General features: G+C 64.7%; 15 protein-coding genes and 3 tRNA genes. 9 read left to right on the top strand and 9 right to left on the bottom strand.

The window, feature by feature from the left end; all coding sequences use genetic code 11:
• The first annotated feature begins 79 nt into the window (after positions 1–79).
• The 8 genes from recA to DOM45_RS07125 all read left to right on the top strand — a co-directional run bounded on the left by recA (position 80) and on the right by DOM45_RS07125 (position 6,970).
• Complete coding sequence (gene recA, locus DOM45_RS07160) at positions 80–1,144, top strand: recombinase RecA (protein ID WP_110598902.1); 1,065 nt, start codon at positions 80–82, stop codon at positions 1,142–1,144.
• Between the two features lie 126 nt (positions 1,145–1,270).
• On the top strand, positions 1,271–1,696 hold the full coding sequence (locus DOM45_RS07155) for a regulatory protein RecX (RefSeq protein ID WP_425353328.1): 426 nt from the start codon (positions 1,271–1,273) through the stop codon (positions 1,694–1,696).
• Positions 1,697–2,072: 376 nt separating this feature from the next.
• Positions 2,073–4,676: an alanine--tRNA ligase gene (alaS, locus tag DOM45_RS07150; RefSeq protein ID WP_110598899.1), complete on the top strand. Its 2,604-nt coding sequence runs from the start codon at positions 2,073–2,075 to the stop codon at positions 4,674–4,676.
• A 59-nt stretch (positions 4,677–4,735) separates the two neighbouring features.
• Complete coding sequence (locus DOM45_RS07145; protein WP_110598897.1) at positions 4,736–5,980, top strand: aspartate kinase; 1,245 nt, start codon at positions 4,736–4,738, stop codon at positions 5,978–5,980.
• 229 nt (positions 5,981–6,209) lie between these two features.
• Positions 6,210–6,407 carry a carbon storage regulator CsrA gene (gene csrA / locus DOM45_RS07140; protein ID WP_075570877.1) on the top strand — a complete coding sequence of 66 codons (198 nt, stop codon included), beginning with the start codon at positions 6,210–6,212 and terminating at the stop codon, positions 6,405–6,407.
• A gap of 217 nt (positions 6,408–6,624) precedes the next feature.
• Positions 6,625–6,717: transfer RNA gene (locus tag DOM45_RS07135), tRNA-Ser, on the top strand.
• A gap of 54 nt (positions 6,718–6,771) precedes the next feature.
• Positions 6,772–6,848: transfer RNA gene (locus DOM45_RS07130), tRNA-Arg, on the top strand.
• Between the two features lie 45 nt (positions 6,849–6,893).
• Positions 6,894–6,970, top strand: a tRNA-Arg gene (locus DOM45_RS07125).
• Positions 6,971–7,043: 73 nt separating this feature from the next.
• On the opposite strand, the gene DOM45_RS07120 is transcribed toward DOM45_RS07125, so the two are convergent.
• The 7 genes from DOM45_RS07120 to DOM45_RS07090 form a co-directional block, all read right to left on the bottom strand.
• Complete coding sequence (locus tag DOM45_RS07120; protein WP_110599041.1) at positions 7,044–8,054, bottom strand: tRNA dihydrouridine synthase; 1,011 nt, start codon at positions 8,052–8,054, stop codon at positions 7,044–7,046.
• A gap of 170 nt (positions 8,055–8,224) precedes the next feature.
• Positions 8,225–9,730, bottom strand: coding sequence for a tripartite tricarboxylate transporter permease (locus DOM45_RS07115; protein ID WP_240612310.1), 1,506 nt, complete (start codon positions 9,728–9,730; stop codon positions 8,225–8,227).
• A gap of 82 nt (positions 9,731–9,812) precedes the next feature.
• Positions 9,813–10,346 carry a tripartite tricarboxylate transporter TctB family protein gene (locus tag DOM45_RS07110; protein ID WP_110598895.1) on the bottom strand — a complete coding sequence of 178 codons (534 nt, stop codon included), beginning with the start codon at positions 10,344–10,346 and terminating at the stop codon, positions 9,813–9,815.
• A complete protein-coding gene (locus DOM45_RS07105) occupies positions 10,343–11,356 on the bottom strand; it encodes a Bug family tripartite tricarboxylate transporter substrate binding protein (RefSeq protein WP_110598893.1) in 1,014 nt (337 codons plus the stop codon). The genes DOM45_RS07110 and DOM45_RS07105 overlap by 4 nt, the downstream gene beginning before the upstream one ends.
• A gap of 120 nt (positions 11,357–11,476) precedes the next feature.
• Positions 11,477–12,007, bottom strand: a complete 531-nt coding sequence (locus DOM45_RS07100; RefSeq protein ID WP_110598891.1) for a chromate transporter — start codon at positions 12,005–12,007, stop codon at positions 11,477–11,479.
• The gene (locus DOM45_RS07095; RefSeq protein WP_110598889.1) at positions 12,004–12,585 is read right to left on the bottom strand and encodes a chromate transporter; all 582 of its coding nucleotides are present in this window, start codon (positions 12,583–12,585) and stop codon (positions 12,004–12,006) included. The genes DOM45_RS07100 and DOM45_RS07095 overlap by 4 nt, the downstream gene beginning before the upstream one ends.
• Positions 12,586–12,588: 3 nt before the next feature.
• Positions 12,589–14,220 carry a gamma-glutamyltransferase family protein gene (locus DOM45_RS07090; protein WP_110598887.1) on the bottom strand — a complete coding sequence of 544 codons (1,632 nt, stop codon included), beginning with the start codon at positions 14,218–14,220 and terminating at the stop codon, positions 12,589–12,591.
• 199 nt (positions 14,221–14,419) lie between these two features.
• On the opposite strand from DOM45_RS07090, the gene DOM45_RS07085 reads away from it, so the two are divergent.
• Positions 14,420–15,106, top strand: coding sequence for a GntR family transcriptional regulator (locus tag DOM45_RS07085; RefSeq protein ID WP_110598885.1), 687 nt, complete (start codon positions 14,420–14,422; stop codon positions 15,104–15,106).
• 39 nt (positions 15,107–15,145) lie between these two features.
• On the opposite strand, the gene DOM45_RS07080 is transcribed toward DOM45_RS07085, so the two are convergent.
• Positions 15,146–15,757 carry an IMPACT family protein gene (locus tag DOM45_RS07080; RefSeq protein WP_110598883.1) on the bottom strand — a complete coding sequence of 204 codons (612 nt, stop codon included), beginning with the start codon at positions 15,755–15,757 and terminating at the stop codon, positions 15,146–15,148.
• Positions 15,757–16,230 carry a LexA family protein gene (locus DOM45_RS07075; protein ID WP_110598881.1) on the bottom strand — a complete coding sequence of 158 codons (474 nt, stop codon included), beginning with the start codon at positions 16,228–16,230 and terminating at the stop codon, positions 15,757–15,759. Before DOM45_RS07075 ends, DOM45_RS07080 begins: the two co-directional genes overlap by 1 nt.
• Between the last annotated feature and the right edge of the window lies 1 nt (position 16,231).

Below are 16,231 nucleotides of genomic sequence, written 5' to 3'. Positions count from 1 at the left end.
GTCTAACCATACAGTACGTGAGCCGAGCGCCGTGATCGGCGCTGCCCCGCCTCACTTCGTGCATCCATAGGAGACGTTCATGGCACAGGACGAAAACCGCAGCAAGGCACTCAATGCGGCACTGTCGCAGATCGATCGTCAATTCGGCAAAGGCACCGTGATGCGCTTGGGCGACACCCCGCGTACCGCGATCCCGGTGGTGTCGACAGGGTCTCTGGGCCTGGATATCGCGCTGGGTGTGGGCGGGTTGCCCTATGGTCGTGTGGTCGAGATCTTCGGTCCGGAGTCCTCGGGCAAGACGACCCTGACGCTGTCGGTGATCGCCCAGGCCCAGAAGGACGGCAAGACCTGCGCCTTCGTCGATGCCGAGCACGCCCTCGACCCGAGCTACGCCGAAAAACTGGGAGTCGATCTCGACGAGCTGCTCGTCTCCCAGCCCGATACCGGCGAGCAGGCTCTCGAGATCTGCGACATGCTGGTACGCTCCGGTGGCGTCGACGTCATCATCATCGATTCCGTGGCGGCGCTGACGCCGCGGGCGGAGATCGAAGGGGAGATGGGCGATTCCCACGTCGGCCTCCAGGCGCGCCTGATGTCCCAGGCACTGCGCAAGATCACCGGCAACATCAAGAATGCCAACTGCATGGTGGTGTTCATCAACCAGATTCGCATGAAGATCGGCGTGATGTTCGGCAGCCCCGAGACCACGACCGGGGGCAACGCGCTGAAGTTCTACTCCAGCGTGCGCCTCGACATTCGCCGCATCGGCTCGGTCAAGCAGGGCGACGAGGTCACCGGCAACGAAACCCGGGTCAAGGTGGTGAAGAACAAGGTGGCGCCGCCGTTCCGCCAGTCCGAGTTCCAGATCCTGTATGGCAAGGGTATCTACCATGCCGGTGAGGTGATCGATCTTGGCGTGCAGTGCAACCTGGTCGACAAGGCGGGGGCCTGGTACAGCTACAAGGGCAGCAAGATCGGCCAGGGCAAGGCCAACGCCGCCCAGTATCTCGAGGAGCATCCCGAGGTGATGACCGAGATCGAGACGCAGATCCGGGCTCAGCTGCTCGCGGTGCCGGCGACCAAGGAGAAGGAGCCCGAAGCGGCTGTCGCCGAGGGCGATGATTCCGGTGATACGCTGCTGTAAGCCGCTATCGATGGAGGCGGGGGATTGATGGCTGAGCGTAACGGCGTCCTCTGTCATGAGGAGACCTCTCGTGATGAGGTCTCTCGCGACGAAGCCCTCCGGGAGGTCTCTCCCAGAGACGTTGCCATTCGGTTCCTGGCTCGGCGCGAATATGCTCGTGCCGAGCTGGAGACGCGAATGAGCGCGAAGGGCCTGGACAGCGCGGATATTCGACAGGCGCTGGACGACCTGGCGAGGGAGGGGCTTCAATCCGATGCCAGATTCGCCGAGGTTTTCGTCCGCTCCCGCATCGCGCGTGGCCAGGGGCCCGTCAAGATTCGAGTCGATATGGCACAGCGGGGGATCGATGAGTCGCTGATGGCGCTGGCTTTCGAGAGCGAGGCCCCAGACTGGAAGGAACTGGCGAGCCAGGCCCTCGCCAAGCGCTTCGACTCACCGGGCTCGACACCCAGGGAACGCGCCAAGAGAGAGCGCTTCCTGGCGGGGCGGGGCTTCGAGTTCGAACAGGTTCGCCATGCCATCAGGCACGCCTGGCCAGAAGGCACCCGCTGACCCCTCAGCGTCAACTCCATGCCAGCCCCCGGCTCCGGGGGATCCCCTCTTCGATTCCCTACCTCCTGCCCATCGCTGTGACCCGACGGTGGTTCGACGCCCCGACGCCTCGTTGACGGGGCATCCCGAAGCGGCGTCCGGGCGCACGCGATATTCGCAGGACCCCTCGTTTACCCGCCGGCTGCCCGTCCCTCGTGACGAGGGTGTCGGGCAGCCGGCAATGGTGTCGCACTCGACAGACTATCGGCCGACCACGTTATACTAATGCGCTTTGCGATGGCAGGAGAGGCGTTCACGGCGTCTCTCCATTGCCGGATTCTGCGTCGCCACGTGGTCTGCTAGCCGCCGTGGGCACGCCTATCGCCACGGATTGTTTATGAAAAGTGCAGATATCAGACAGGCTTTCCTGAGCTTCTTCGAGGAGCGCGGGCACACGATCGTCCCTTCCGCCTCTCTGGTGCCGGAAAACGATCCCACGCTTCTCTTCACCAATGCCGGCATGGTGCCGTTCAAGGATGTGTTCCTGGGACGGGATCCGCGCCCCTACGTGCGTGCCACCTCGGCCCAGCGCTGCGTACGTGCCGGTGGCAAGCACAACGACCTCGACAACGTCGGCTATACCGCTCGCCACCACACCTTCTTCGAGATGATGGGCAACTTCAGCTTCGGCGACTATTTCAAGGCCGACGCCATCCGTTACGCCTGGACCTTCATTACCGAGGTCCTGGCGCTGCCCAAGGACAAGCTCTGGGTCACGGTCCATATCAGTGACGACGAAGCGGCCAGAATCTGGATCGAGGAGATCGGGGTCGATCCGGCGCGGCTGTCGCGCCTGGATGAAGACAACTTCTGGCAGATGGGCGATACCGGCCCCTGCGGCCCGTGTTCGGAGATCTTCTACGACCACGGCCCCGAGGTGTGGGGCGGCCCGCCGGGAAGCCCGGAAGAGGACGGGGATCGCTACATCGAGGTGTGGAATCTCGTCTTCATGCAGTTCGACCGCGACGCTTCCGGCAAGATGAACCCGCTGCCCAAGCCTTCGATCGATACCGGCATGGGGCTGGAACGCATGGCGGCGGTGATGCAGGGCGTCCACTCCAACTACGAGATCGACCTGTTCCGGAACCTGCTGCTGGCGGCGGCCGAAGTGACCGGCCATGACGATATCAAGACGCCCTCGCTGCGGGTCATTGCCGACCATATCCGCTCCTGTGCCTTCCTGATCGTCGATGGCGTGCTGCCCTCCAACGAAGGTCGCGGCTACGTGCTGCGTCGCATCATCCGCCGGGCGGTACGCCATGGGCACAAGCTGGGCGCCAGCGAGCCGTTCTTCCACAAGCTGGTGGCAGCGCTCGACGCTGAGATGGGCGAAGCCTATCCCGAGCTGCGTCAGGCCCGCGATCAGATCGAGCGGGTGCTGCTGAAGGAGGAGCAGCAGTTCGCGCGGACGCTTGATCATGGCATGGGCTTGCTCGAGGAGGCGCTCTCGGCACTCGAGGATGACGTACTTCCCGGCGAAACGATCTTCAAGCTCTACGACACCTACGGCTTCCCGTTCGATCTGACCGCCGACGTCTGCCGCGAGCGCGGCGTGACGCTGGACGAGGCGGGGTTCGAGCGCGAGCTGGAAGCGCAGCGCCAGCGGGCCCGTGCCGCCAGCCAGTTCGGCGGCGATTATGGTGCCGCCCTCGAGCTCGAGGGCAGCACCGAGTTCACCGGCTACGATCGGTTGGAGGATTCGTCGAAGGTGACGGCCATCGTCGATGAAGCGGGCAACGCGCTTGAGGCTCTCGAGGCGGGCCAGAAGGGTATCGTGGTGCTGGATCGCACCCCTTTCTATGCCGAGTCCGGCGGCCAGGTAGGCGATACCGGCTATCTCCGAACCGACGGTGGTCGCTTCCAGGTCACCAATACCCGCAAGCAGGCGGGGCATCACCTGCATGAGGGCGTGATGCTCGAAGGGCGGGTGACCGTCGGCGAGAGGCTTTCGCCGCAGGTGGATCCCGCGCTGCGGCTGGCGACCATGCGCAACCACTCGGCAACCCACCTGCTTCATGAAGCCTTGCGATTGACGCTCGGCGACCATGTGCAGCAGAAGGGGTCGCTGGTCAGCGCCGAGCGCCTGCGCTTCGATTTCAGCCATTTCGAGCCGCTTACGCCGGCGCAACTGGCGCAGGTCACGCATATCGTCAATGCTCAGATCATGGCCAACGCGCCGACCCGAACCGAGCTGATGACGCTCGACGAGGCCAAGGCGAAGGGGGCTCGTGCCCTGTTCGAGGCCAAGTATCTCGATAGCGTGCGGGTGCTGACGATCGGTGCCGACGACTTTTCGATCGAGCTTTGCGGTGGCACCCACGTGGCCCGCAGTGGTGACATCGGGCCGTTCCATATCGTTTCCGAGTCCGGCACCGCTGCGGGAGTGAGGCGTATTGAGGCGGTGACCGGCGAGGCGGCTATGGCGTGGTTCGAGGCCCAGGAGCGGGAGCTCAGCACCGTCAGCGAGCGCCTGAAGGTCAAGCCGGAGCAGGTCGTCGAACGGCTGGACGCCGTACTCGAAAGGCAGCGGGGATTGGAAAAGGAACTCGAGCGCCTCAAGGCCAAGCTGGCCAGCGCGGCGGGTAGCGACCTGCTCGGGCAGGCGCAGCAGGTCGAAGGCGTCCGGGTGCTGGCGACCCAGCTCGAGGGGGTGTCGGGCAAGGAACTGCGGGGGCTGCACGATCAGCTCAAGCAGAAACTGGGGTCCGGTATCCTGGTGCTGGCAACGGCCCAGGAGGGCAAGGTCAGCCTGATCGCCGGCGTGACAGACGATCTGGTTGCCAAGGTCAAGGCCGGCGAGCTCGTCAATCACGTCGCCGCACAGGTCGGGGGCAAGGGTGGCGGACGTCCCGATATGGCTCAAGCAGGTGGCAGCGACCCGGCACGGCTGCCGGCGGCGCTGGAGAGCGTGCCGGCCTGGGTTGCCGAGCGGCTGGCCTAAATGCATTCACGACCGGCGCCAGCGCCGGTCGACAACGCTAGGGAGCATTGAGCAGACTCATGGCGCTATACGTACAGAAATTCGGAGGCACGTCGGTCGGCTCGGTGGAGCGGATCAAGGCCGTGGCCGAGAAGGTCAAGCGTGATCGCGACGCCGGCCACCGCGTCGTCGTCGTGGTGTCGGCGATGAGTGGCGAGACCAATCGCCTCATCGGCCTGGCCAGTCAGATCAACGAGGATCCGACCCCGCGCGAGATGGATATGCTGGTGTCGACCGGGGAGCAGGTCACCATTTCGCTGCTGGCCATGGCCCTGCACCAGTTGGGCGTGCCGGCCACCTCCTATACCGGTGCCCAGGTGGGCATCCGCACCGACAGCGCGCACACCAAGGCGCGTATCCAGCGCATCGAGACCGATGAACTCCAGGAGGATCTGGATGACGGTCAGGTGGTGGTCGTGGCGGGTTTCCAGGGTGTCGACGAGGAAGGCAACATCACTACCCTGGGGCGCGGCGGCTCGGACACCACCGGCGTGGCGCTGGCTGCGGCACTGAACGCCGACGAGTGCCAGATCTATACCGATGTGGACGGCGTCTACACCACGGATCCCAGGGTCTGTTCCAAGGCGCAGCGCCTGGAGCGGATCACGGTGGAAGAAATGCTGGAGCTCGCGAGCCTGGGGTCCAAGGTGCTCCAGATCCGGGCCGTGGAGTTCGCCGGAAAATACAACGTACCGTTACGCGTGCTCTCGAGTTTCGAGGAAGGCCCGGGCACGCTCATCGTGGCAGACGAGGAATTCGAATCGATGGAAGAACCGCTGATCTCCGGTATCGCCTTCACCGCGAACGAGGCCAAGCTGACACTGCTCAATACGCCCGACGTGCCCGGCGTGGCTTCGCGAATTCTGGGGCCGATTGCCGATGCCAACATCGAAGTGGACATGATCGTCCAGAACGTGGCGCCGGCTGGTGACTACACCGACTTCACCTTCACCGTTGCCAAGGGCGATTACAAGCAGACCATGCGGATTCTGCAGAACGACGTCATTCCGGCCTTGGGCGGAGGCGACCTGCGAGGCGACGAGAACATCGCCAAGGTGTCTCTGGTCGGTGTCGGCATGCGTTCCCATGCTGGCGTCGCGTCCAAGATGTTCCGCGTGCTCTCCGAAGAAAACATCAACATTCGGATGGTTTCGACGTCGGAGATCAAGATTTCCGTCGTGATCGACGAGAAGGCGATGGAGCTCGCGGTGAGAGCGCTGCATACCGCTTTTGGCCTCGATAAAGACAGTATTCAAAGCGAATGATCGAATAACACCTTCACGAATGGCCCAAGCGTTCTACGCTAAGGGGGAGTTGGAAGGAAGCGAATGGAACATGCGCTCTTTCAACGATGCCACGGGTTTTCATGGAATGGCGTCATTGGCCTGAGGGGCCGTATGGCGCATAATCGCTCCTCGGGTGGCACACCTGTCGTGCAGGAGCCCGAGAGCTTGACCCGAGAATGGAAGAAGGCCCTGAGAAGGAGATCAGATAATGCTCATCCTGACCCGTCGCGTGGGAGAGACTCTCATGATCGGCGACGACATTACCGTCACGGTTCTGGGAGTGAAAGGGAATCAGGTGCGTATTGGCGTGAATGCGCCCAAGGATGTGGCCGTCCACCGTGAAGAGATCTATCAGCGCATCCAGCGTGAGAAATCCGAGGACGAAGACGGCGATCCTGGCGCGTGAGTGCTGGATAGGCGCTTTGGTACCGTCTGGGCTGGTGAAGTCGTCCCCTTTATCGGCTCGGGCTATCTCTGAAACCCTCCTTCGTTCTTCCGTACTCGCCCTGGTGGCGCCAGCTTTCCGGTAACTTCTTCATCCTCTAAGGTTTTTAGGAATTTTTTTGGCCTATCGGCTGGACAAGGCCAAATGGAATCGGTAATCTACGCGCCGTGCTGATCGGGGAGAGGTGGCCGAGTGGCTGAAGGCGCTCCCCTGCTAAGGGAGTATAGGGTTTATAGCCCTATCGAGGGTTCGAATCCCTCCCTCTCCGCCATTTTCGCAAGTGCGAAAACCACGACCGGCACAGTGTGAAAGAAGCATGAATCAAGCGCCCGTAGCTCAGCTGGATAGAGTACCTGACTACGAATCAGGGGGTCGGAGGTTCGAATCCTCCCGGGCGCGCCATGCAGCAAACACTGCGCACCTGCGGTGTCACTTCACAAGATTCAAGCGCCCGTAGCTCAGCTGGATAGAGTACCTGACTACGAATCAGGGGGTCGGAGGTTCGAATCCTCCCGGGCGCGCCATACAGATGACACCCGCATGCTTCGGCATGCGGGTGTTTTCGTTTATAGGGTTGTCGTTGAGGGGATCGTGGCGCTAGCCCGCCAGCGTCGAAGAAGCATGCGCCGCCGTTCCTGAGCTGGTCGAGTCCGACCTCGACCCAAGGTCGCTCAATCCGGCCACAAAGGGCGCCAGTGCGGTCTCCCGGCGCAGCGCGGTGAAACGCGCCGCGGCCTCGGAATCTCGCCCCCGCATGATGTTGAGCCACTGTTTCAGCAGCGAAACGATGACCTTCTCGGCCATTCCCGCGTCGCGTTTGGCGTCGGCATAGCGAATCAGCATGTCGCTGCGGGCCGACCATGGCGTCGGTGACAGCCGTTCACCGCCGGTTTCCAGCCAGTGGCGAATGCGTCGCGCCAGCCATGGGTCGGCGAGCATGCCACGCCCCAGCATGACGTCACGGCAGCCTGACAGCGTACGTGCCTTCCAGTAATCCTCGAGCGACCAGATATCGCCATTGGCCACCACCGGCACCCTGACCCCGGCGCGGATCCGGGCGATCCACTCCCAGTGGGCGGGTGGTCGATAGCCCTCACGCCGGGTACGGGCGTGAACCACCAGCTCCTCGGCGCCGCCGGCCTCGGCCGCTTGCGCACAGGCCAGGGCCAACTGCTTGTCGTCGAAGCCGAGCCGCAGCTTGGCGTTGACCGATACACCATGCCGCTGGCTGACCTCGGCCACCGCGCCGACCACGGCGTAGACCCGCTCCGGCGTCCTCAACAGCGAGGCGCCGCCGTCATGACGGTTGACGGTCTTGGCCGGGCAGCCGAAGTTGAGATCGAGACGCGTGACGCCCTGGGAGATCGCCTGTTCGGCGTTGGCCGCCAGGCCCCGGGGGTCGGAGCCCAACAACTGCAGCGTAACGGGAGTGGCGGAGGGGGTGACCGGCCCGGCGCTGCCCGCCGTCGCCAGCTCGGGGCAGTGGCGCAGGAAGACGCGGGGCGGCAATCTGGCATCGACGACACGCACGAATTCCGTAACGCACCAGTCCAGGGCGCCATCCTCGCTCAGCAGTGCTCGCGTATCGCCATCGATGACGCCCTCCATGGGCGCCAGGCCGAGGCGCCCGCGCAGGGGGGCGTCGGTGGGTACGGAAAAGTGGTGTCGTGCCATGCGGCCTCCAAGGATCTGGCGGGCGCTAAACTAGCACAATCATGACGGTATGCCATGCCCCGGTGAGGCCCCCAGCGGGCGGGGCGACCCGACCGCGCGCGGGCTCAGGTCCGGGCGATCGCCCGTTGCTGGAGCAGCCGTCGAACGGTGAACGCCACCGACAGCACGGCGAGCAGCAGCAGGGCCGCCGAAATCGGCCGGGTGAAGAACAGTGTCCAGTTCTCGTCGGCCATCAGCGCACGTCGCAGATTGGTCTCGGCTATCGGCCCCAGGATGACCCCCAGCACCAGTGGCGCCAGCGGATAGTCGAGCTTCGCCAGCAGATAACCGACCAGGCCCACGCCGACCAGCAGGTAGAGATCGGTGATGCGATTGTTGAGCGCCAGGGCGCCAACGGCACAACAGACCAGGACCACCGGCACGATGATCGACTTGGGAATCTCGGTGATTCGCAAGAACCAGCGCATGCTGATCAGGCAGAAGGCCAGTACCATGCCGGCGGCCAGGAACATCGCCAGGAACATGCCGTAGACCAGGTCCGCACTGTCCATGATCAGGCGTGGACCGACGCTGACGCCCTGCACCATCAACGCCGCCATCAGCACGGCGTCGACGGCGCTGCCGGGGATGCCCAGCGCGATCATCGGTATCAGCCCGCCGCCGGCGGTGGCGGAATTGCCGGACTCCGAGGCGACCACGCCGTCGGCGATGCCGGTACCGAAACGCTCCGGCGTCTTCGAGGCGCGTTTGGCCTGGTCGTAGGCGATCAGGTTGGCGATGCTGCCGCCCGCTCCGGGCACGGCGCCGATGACCACGCCCAGCAGCGACGACCGCAACAGGTTGCCCGGTCGGCTCAGAACCTCGCGCATCACCGTGAACGGTCGAAAGTGCATGTCGCCGCGGACCAGCGACTCCCCGCGCTGAAGCGCCGCCGGGTTCTCGACCTCACTGGCGAGCTGGCTGACGGCGAAAATCCCGATCAGCACCACCAGAAACGGGACGCCGGCCGCCAAGACGTCGACGCCGAAGGTGAAACGCGGTACGCCCATCATCGGATCCTGTCCCACCGTGGCGATGAACAGCCCCAGCAGGCTCATCATCAACCCCTTGAGGATCGACTTGCCGACCAGGCTCGCCACCACCGTCACGGCGAACAGGATCAGCGAGAAGTACTCCCAGGGACCGAGCTTGACGGCGATCATCGCCAGCGGGGGCGCGGCGACGATCAGCACCACGGCACTGACCAGTGCGCCGAAGAACGACGCCCAGATCCCCAGCGCCAGCGCCCGGCCGGGCTCGCCCTTGCGCGCCATCGGGTAGGCGTCGAACGTCGTCGCCACGGCGGAGGGCGTGCCGGGGATCCCCAGCAGCGCCGCGCTGATCAGCCCGCCCGAGCCGCCGCCGACATAGACGGCGAGCATCGTGGCGACGCCCTGCAGCGGCGGCATGGTGAAGGTGACCGGTAGTGTCAGCACGATCGCCATGGTGATCGTGAAGCCAGGAATGGCGGCCGCCACGACACCTGCCATGACGCCAATCATCATGCTGGCAAGCGTCGCCAGCGAAAACAGTTGTTCGACGCTGCTGAGCAGCGCATCGGTCATCGGCATGAAGAACTCTCTTGGCCCCTGGTTGTTGTCGGTATGGGGCTGTCGGTCTGTCGGGGATGAAGCTTCGGGTTACCGCCTTCCGCTACCACAGGCGGCCCGCGGGCAAGGAGATCAGAAACACATGGCTGAACAGCGCATAGAGGCCGAGACCGAAGACCGCCGCGACGAGACAGGCGATCAGCAGTCGGCGCCCGCGACGCGCGCCCAGGATCACCTGGACCGCCAACAGGAACAGCAGCGACGCCAGTGCGAAGCCGATCCATGGCATGAGTAGCGCATAGACACAGAAGGCCGCCAGGGTGGCGAAGGCCAGCCGCCGTTGGACGAACCAGCGGCCGGCTCCTACGCGGGTCGCCGGGTCTGCCTGGCGCAGTGCCAGCGCCGACTGGACCATGATCGCCAGATTGAAGATCACCAGGGCGCCGAGGATCAGCCGGGGAAACGACCCGGCACCCAGCGGTTCCCACATCGACGACGGCAGGTCGCCGGCCTGCGCGAACAGGCCGACGAAAAGTGCCGCCAGTGCGGCATTGAAGATGAGGTTGGCGAGCGCCTTGCCACGTTCGCTGCTGGCCTCCCGCCCGGGGCGGGAGGCCATGTCGGTGGTCTCGCTCATCGTGCCAACTTGCCCGAAAGGCGCTTGATCGTGCCGTCCACGTCGGCGAGGTAGTCAGCGTACGCCTGCGGTCCCATGAACTCGACCTCGGCACCGGCCTTGTTGACCCGGTCGACGAAAGCGGGATCCTCGGACATCGCCTCGAAGTCTTTCGCCAGCGTCTCGACCCTGGCAGGGTCGATTCCCTTGGGTGCGACGATGCCGCGATTGATGCTCATGTCGAGATTGTCGTAGCCGAGTTCGCGGAAGGTGGGAACATCGGGAGTCTGTTCGAGTCGCGCTTTACTGCCAACGGCGAGGAATCGCAGGTCGCCGTTCTTGACGAACTCCAGGCTCGACGAGATATCGCCGATCGATGCGTCGATATGGCCACCCACCAGCGACCGGATGCGGGCACCGGTCCCCTCGAAGCCGACATAGCGGAATTGGGCGCCGATGGCGTCCTCGATCATTGCCGCGTGAACGTGGGGGATGCCACCGAGGGTAGCACCGATGCGAATTTCGCCGGGGTGCGCCTTGGCGTACTTGGCGAACTCGTCGAAGGTCTTCCAGTCGCTGTCGGCATTGACCACGAGATATTGCGGCGAAGAGGCCAGCGAGGCGACCGGCTGGAAATCGTCCCAGTTGAGCGTCGTCAGGCCGGTGGCGTTGGCGGCCATCAAGCCCTCGTGAATCTGGCCCACGGTGTAACCGTCGGGGTCTTTCTGGGCGAGCTCCTTGAGCCCGATCGTGCCACTGACGCCGGGCATGTTGATCACCGGCATCGGCTGGCCGACGAATTCCGGCGCCGCGTTGGAGATGATGCGCATCAGGGCATCGCTGCCGCCGCCCGGCGACCAGGGGACGATGAATTCGATGGCATGGTCGGGGTAGTCGTCAGCCTGGGCCGATTGACTGACGGTCAGGCCGCCGGCGCCGAGCCCGACGGCCAGGGAAGCGATGGCTGCCCCGGAGGCGAGCAGCCGCCCCAGACGCTTGCGGGGGGCCGGGAGGAGTACGTCGTGGAACATGGGTTGTCCTTGTTTTGGTCTGTTGGTTTGACGTCGTATCGATTCTTGCTGAGTCGTTGTCTCTTTCGCTGCCTCTCTTCAGGATCTTGCCTTGTGGATGCGCTTCGGTTCAGCGCTCGTCTACCCGAGCAACAGGCCGCCGTAAACCAGTCCGACGACCACGGCCCATACCGGATGAAGCTTGAGTCGCCACAGCATGACGACGGCGATCGCGGCGATGATGCCCGTGTGGATCCAGCCGGCATCATGGACACCTTCGTCGAGGAACGACCAGGTGAGATAGCCCATCAGTACCATGATCACCGGTCTCACCCACTGGCTCATCGACTTGACCTTGATCGAATCCCGGTAGCGATACAGCGTTCCCAGCGCGACCAGCATCAGGATCAGCGAAGGGGCGACGGTGGCGAAGGTCGCCACCAGGCCGCCGCCGATCCCGGCCACGTCATAGCCGATGTAGCCGGCCATCTTGGTCGCGATCGGGCTGGGCAGGGTGTTGCCCAGCGCCAGCGTTTCGGCGAACTGCTGGGAACTCATCCAGCCGTAGCGGCCGACCACTTCGTTCTCCACCAGGGGGATGATCGCCGGGCCGCCGCCGTAACCGACGATATTGGGGATGAAAAACGCCACGAACAGGTCCCAGTAGATCATGACTTGGCCTCCCCGCTGCGTTTGTGCCGCCGCTCCGGTCGTAGCAGGGCGGCGATGAGGATCGCGCCGATCACCAGTCCCGGATGGATGCCGAGTCCATAGATCAGGCCGCCGGCGACCACGCCCATGATCAAGGTCGCGATCCAGCCGAGCACGACACGGGATTTCTGGAAGAAGTCCCAGGTCAGTTGAGCCATCATCACCATCACCACCGGGACGACGCCCTCGCTCATGCCCTGGATCCAGCGCTGGTCGCGATAGCGGGTGAACAGCCCCAGGAGCACCACCATCGCCACGATGCACGGCACGATGACGGCGACGACAGCGTTGATGCAGCCCAGCACACCGCCGACCCGATAGCCGATGGTGCCGGCCATCTTGGTCGCGATCGGGCCGGGCAGGGTATTGCCGATGGCCAGCACGTCACCGAACTCTTCGTCGTTCATCCATCGATAGCGGGTCACCGCTTCGGCGCGGACGAGGGGAATCATCGACGGGCCGCCGCCGAAGCCGAGCAGCCCGATACGCAAGAAGGCCATGAACAGGTGGCGCTGGGTGGTGAAGGAACGCTTGGCCATCGATCAGAGCACCGCGATGCTGGAGTCGGTGCGGGGCTCGGTGCCGCCGCAGTACACGCCGCTGTTCGGGTCGCGCAGGATGATCTGGCCACGACCGTAGGCGGTGCTGTCCACGGCCACCGTCATCTGGTGGCCGCGCAGGGACATCTCGCGGACCAGATGCATCGGGTAGCCGGGCTCGATACCGATCCTGCGCCCGCCCATCCACTGCCAGCGCGGTGCATCCAGCGCCGCCTGCGGATTGAGACCGAAGTCGACCAGGTTCATCACGACCTGCATATGGCCCTGGGGCTGCATGAAGCCGCCCATGACGCCAAACGGGCCGAGCGCGGTCTCCCCTTGAGTCAAGAAGCCGGGAATGATGGTGTGGAAGGTGCGTTTGCCGGGAGCCAGCACGTTGACGTGATCGGCGTCCAGGCTGAAGCCGTGGCCGCGATTCTGGAGCGAGATGCCGGTATCCGGCACCACCACGCCGGAGCCGAAACCGTGATAGTTGCTCTGGATATAGGAGACCATGTTGCCGTCGCTGTCGGCGGTGGCCAGGTAAACGGTGCCGCCAGCTTGTGGCTGCCCGGGCTGGGGATCGATCGCGCGCTCGCCAATCAGGGCGCGGCGGGTGGCGGCATACTCGTCGCTCAACAGCGCCTCGACGCTGGTGCGCATGTGCTCGGCCTGGGTGATGTGGTGATGGCCGTCGGTATAGGCCAGCTTCATCGCTTCCAGCTGGCGGTGCAGCAGCCGTGGATCGTCGCGCACCGTGACGTCGAACCCTTCCATCATCCGCAGCGCCATCAGCGCGACCATGCCCTGGCCGTTGGGGGGAATCTCCCAGACGTCGATGCCACGGTAGTTGACCGAGATCGGGTCGACCCACTCCGGCGCATAGTCGGCCAGATCGTCGGCGCGTAGATAGCCACCGGTAGCCCGGGAGAAGGCATCGATCTGCTGCGCCAGCTCGCCGCGGTAGAAGCTCTCGCAGCGACTCTCCGCCAGCGCTTCCAGGGTTCTCGCCTGGGCCTCGTTACGATGGAGTTCGCCCGGACGGGGGGCGTGCCCATTGGGTGTGAACGCCTCCAGCCAGGAGGCGATGGCGGGATCGTCCGCCTTGGCGCGAAACTCGATCTCGGCACGCTGCCAGAGTTGGCTGATGACCGGGGAGACGGGAAAGCCCTCCCGGGCGATGCGGATGGCCGGCGCCAGCAGGGTGGCGAAATCCAGTTTGCCGTATCGGCGCGAGAGTTCGGCCCAGGCGGCGGGGGTGCCGGGGACGGTGACCGGGGTCCAGCCGTGCAGGGGCATCTCGTCATGACCCGCTGCCTTGACCGCGTCGGGCGTCAATCCCTTCGGCGCGTGCCCACTGGCATTGAGGCCATGGAGCTTGCCGCCACCGTCGCGGCCCTCGGCCAGCCACACCAGGGCAAAGGCGTCGCCGCCGATGCCGTTGCCGCTGGGCTCGACCACGGTCAACATGGCTGCCGTCGCGATGGCGGCGTCTATCGCATTGCCGCCCTGGGCGAGGATGTCCCGCCCAGCCTGACTCGCCTGCGGCTGAGAGGCGGCCACCATGCCGCCCTTGGCATAGGTGGCGCTGCGGCGAGAGGGGAAGGGATTGTTATGGTCGAAGGCAAGAGACATGGCGATACCCGAATTATTGTAAGGCGGTTCGTTGGTTGCCGAAGGTCTTTCGGTTAATGGATGTGAATCGGTTATGATGTGAAAAATCGATTTTTTACTATGGCGTCGTATCGTTGTGCAGGTCAAGCCCCTGATTGGCGAGAGGCACGCGGTCGATGCGATAGTGAATCTTTGCCACTGAATCGGAAGGGTCGTCTTTATGGGAGCTGAAGCCGCCACCACCAGCATGACGGCGAGCCAACTGTATGCAGCGCTGAAGCGCGATCTGATCGACGGTCGTTTTACCGCGGGGCAGAAGCTGGCGATCACCGTGCTCAGGCAGCGCTACGGCGTCGGTCTGAGCCCGCTGCGTGAGACGTTGAATCGTCTGGCCGCCTATGGGCTGCTGGAGCAGGAGAATCAGCGTGGCTTTCGGGTTCCCGCGCTCAAGCGTGCCGAACTCGACGACATCGCCGATCTGCGGCGACGTCTGGAGGGGCTTGCGTTGGCTCAGGCGCTCCAGGCGGGCGGCGACGAATGGGAAGCCGGCCTGCTGGCGGCGTTCCACCGCCTCAAGCGAGCCGACGAGACGCCGGGACAGCTGGAACACTGGGAGCAGATGCATCTCCAGTTTCATCGCCACCTGCTCGAACCCTGCGGTTCGGCGTGGCTGCTGCGCTTCATCGAGCAGTTGCACGACCAGTTCGACCGCTATCGCCGGATGGCGCCGGCCAACGATACGATCCGGGATACGCTCAACCTCCAGCACGGTCAACTGGTGGAGCTGGCCATGGCTCGCGATGTTCCCGCGGCTCGGGCACTGCTCGAGGAACATATCCGGCTTTCCCACGAGGTGGCACGGGGGGCCTGCCGGGAGGATCGAAACAGCCCGGAAGAGGGTGACTAGCGGTCGGGGATCATCGGGCCAGGGCCTTTCGCGCCGGGATCAGAGGCGCACGAGCGCGCCCTTGAGGCGCTGCTCCAGTCGCGTCAGCGAGAGGCTGTCGTCGGCCGGCCACGCCAGGCTGAGGCGCGCTCCCTGGCTATCGTAGTCCGCATCGGTGACGGGGATGTCGTGCTCGGCCAGCCAGCGGCGGGCTTCCGCCTCGTTGCTGAAATCGACCTGGATCGCCACCGCGCGGCGTTCGGTGAAGGCGCGCCTGGGCAGCGTGTCGAGGGCCTTGAGCACGGCCTGGGTATAGGCGCGGACCAGACCGCCTGTGCCCAGCTTGGTGCCGCCGAAGTAGCGCGTCACCACTGCGCCGACCTGACCCAGCCCGCTCCCCTCCAGCGCCTGGAACATGGGGCGTCCGGCGGTACCGCCCGGCTCGCCGTCGTCGGAGAAGCCGATCGCGACCTGTTCGCCGGGGGCGCCGGCGATGAAGGCGGAGCAGTGGTGGCTGGCATCCGGATAGGCGAGGCGGGTCTCGGCCAGCAGGGCCTCGAAGGTGGCGTTGTCCGGAGTGTGGCAGAGCCGGCAGATGAACCGGCTCTTTTCGATCTCGAGGGCTTCGACGTGCCACGCCCCGGGGGAGAGGTCGGGAATGGGGTAGCGCATCAGGCCGCCTGAGGGGGATTGCGCATCACGCCCATGACCAGCCCCAGCACCTGCACGTCCTCGTTCTTGAGGTAGATCGGCGGCATGTTGTCGTTGGCCGGCTGCAGACGGACCCCGGACTTCTCGATGAACAGCTTCTTCAGGGTCACTTCCTGATTGTTGATCAGCACCACGGCGGTCTCGCCGTTTTCCGCCGACTCGTAACGCTCGATGATGATGACGTCGCCATCGAAGATGTTGCTGTCGATCATCGAGTCGCCACGTACGCGCAGCGCATAGGTGTTGCGACGGACCAGCTTGGCTGGAACGTGGACGGTGGCGTTGTCGAGGCAGGCTTCCATCGGCAGCCCGGCCGCGACCTGGCCCAGCAGCGGTATCTCGACCAGATCGGTCGCGTCGATGGGTTCCCAGTTGCCGTCGATCAGCGGCAGGTTCGGCTGGCGCTGGAGATAGCTCGGTGCGGCGTTTGTCATC

It is taken from the genome of Salinicola lusitanus (genome assembly GCF_003206045.1).
Classification (GTDB): domain Bacteria; phylum Pseudomonadota; class Gammaproteobacteria; order Pseudomonadales; family Halomonadaceae; genus Salinicola; species Salinicola lusitanus.
The sequence above is the reverse complement of the archived record's forward strand: the minus strand, read 5'-3'. Positions and strand labels throughout refer to the sequence as shown.

What these genes read in the sequence shown, in the direction of transcription:
- recA (WP_110598902.1), top strand. Translation starts at nt 80, where the DNA reads ATGGCACAGGACGAAAACCGCAGCAAGGCACTCAATGCGGCACTGTCG.
- alaS (WP_110598899.1), top strand. Translation starts at nt 2,073, where the DNA reads ATGAAAAGTGCAGATATCAGACAGGCTTTCCTGAGCTTCTTCGAGGAG.
- DOM45_RS07145 (WP_110598897.1), top strand. Translation starts at nt 4,736, where the DNA reads ATGGCGCTATACGTACAGAAATTCGGAGGCACGTCGGTCGGCTCGGTG.
- csrA (WP_075570877.1), top strand. Translation starts at nt 6,210, where the DNA reads ATGCTCATCCTGACCCGTCGCGTGGGAGAGACTCTCATGATCGGCGAC.
- DOM45_RS07120 (WP_110599041.1), bottom strand. Translation starts at nt 8,054, where the DNA reads ATGGAGGGCGTCATCGATGGCGATACGCGAGCACTGCTGAGCGAGGAT.
- DOM45_RS07115 (WP_240612310.1), bottom strand. Translation starts at nt 9,730, where the DNA reads ATGCCGATGACCGATGCGCTGCTCAGCAGCGTCGAACAACTGTTTTCG.
- DOM45_RS07110 (WP_110598895.1), bottom strand. Translation starts at nt 10,346, where the DNA reads ATGAGCGAGACCACCGACATGGCCTCCCGCCCCGGGCGGGAGGCCAGC.
- DOM45_RS07105 (WP_110598893.1), bottom strand. Translation starts at nt 11,356, where the DNA reads ATGTTCCACGACGTACTCCTCCCGGCCCCCCGCAAGCGTCTGGGGCGG.
- DOM45_RS07100 (WP_110598891.1), bottom strand. Translation starts at nt 12,007, where the DNA reads ATGATCTACTGGGACCTGTTCGTGGCGTTTTTCATCCCCAATATCGTC.
- DOM45_RS07095 (WP_110598889.1), bottom strand. Translation starts at nt 12,585, where the DNA reads ATGGCCAAGCGTTCCTTCACCACCCAGCGCCACCTGTTCATGGCCTTC.
- DOM45_RS07090 (WP_110598887.1), bottom strand. Translation starts at nt 14,220, where the DNA reads ATGTCTCTTGCCTTCGACCATAACAATCCCTTCCCCTCTCGCCGCAGC.
- DOM45_RS07085 (WP_110598885.1), top strand. Translation starts at nt 14,420, where the DNA reads ATGGGAGCTGAAGCCGCCACCACCAGCATGACGGCGAGCCAACTGTAT.
- DOM45_RS07080 (WP_110598883.1), bottom strand. Translation starts at nt 15,757, where the DNA reads ATGCGCTACCCCATTCCCGACCTCTCCCCCGGGGCGTGGCACGTCGAA.
- DOM45_RS07075 (WP_110598881.1), bottom strand. Translation starts at nt 16,230, where the DNA reads ATGACAAACGCCGCACCGAGCTATCTCCAGCGCCAGCCGAACCTGCCG.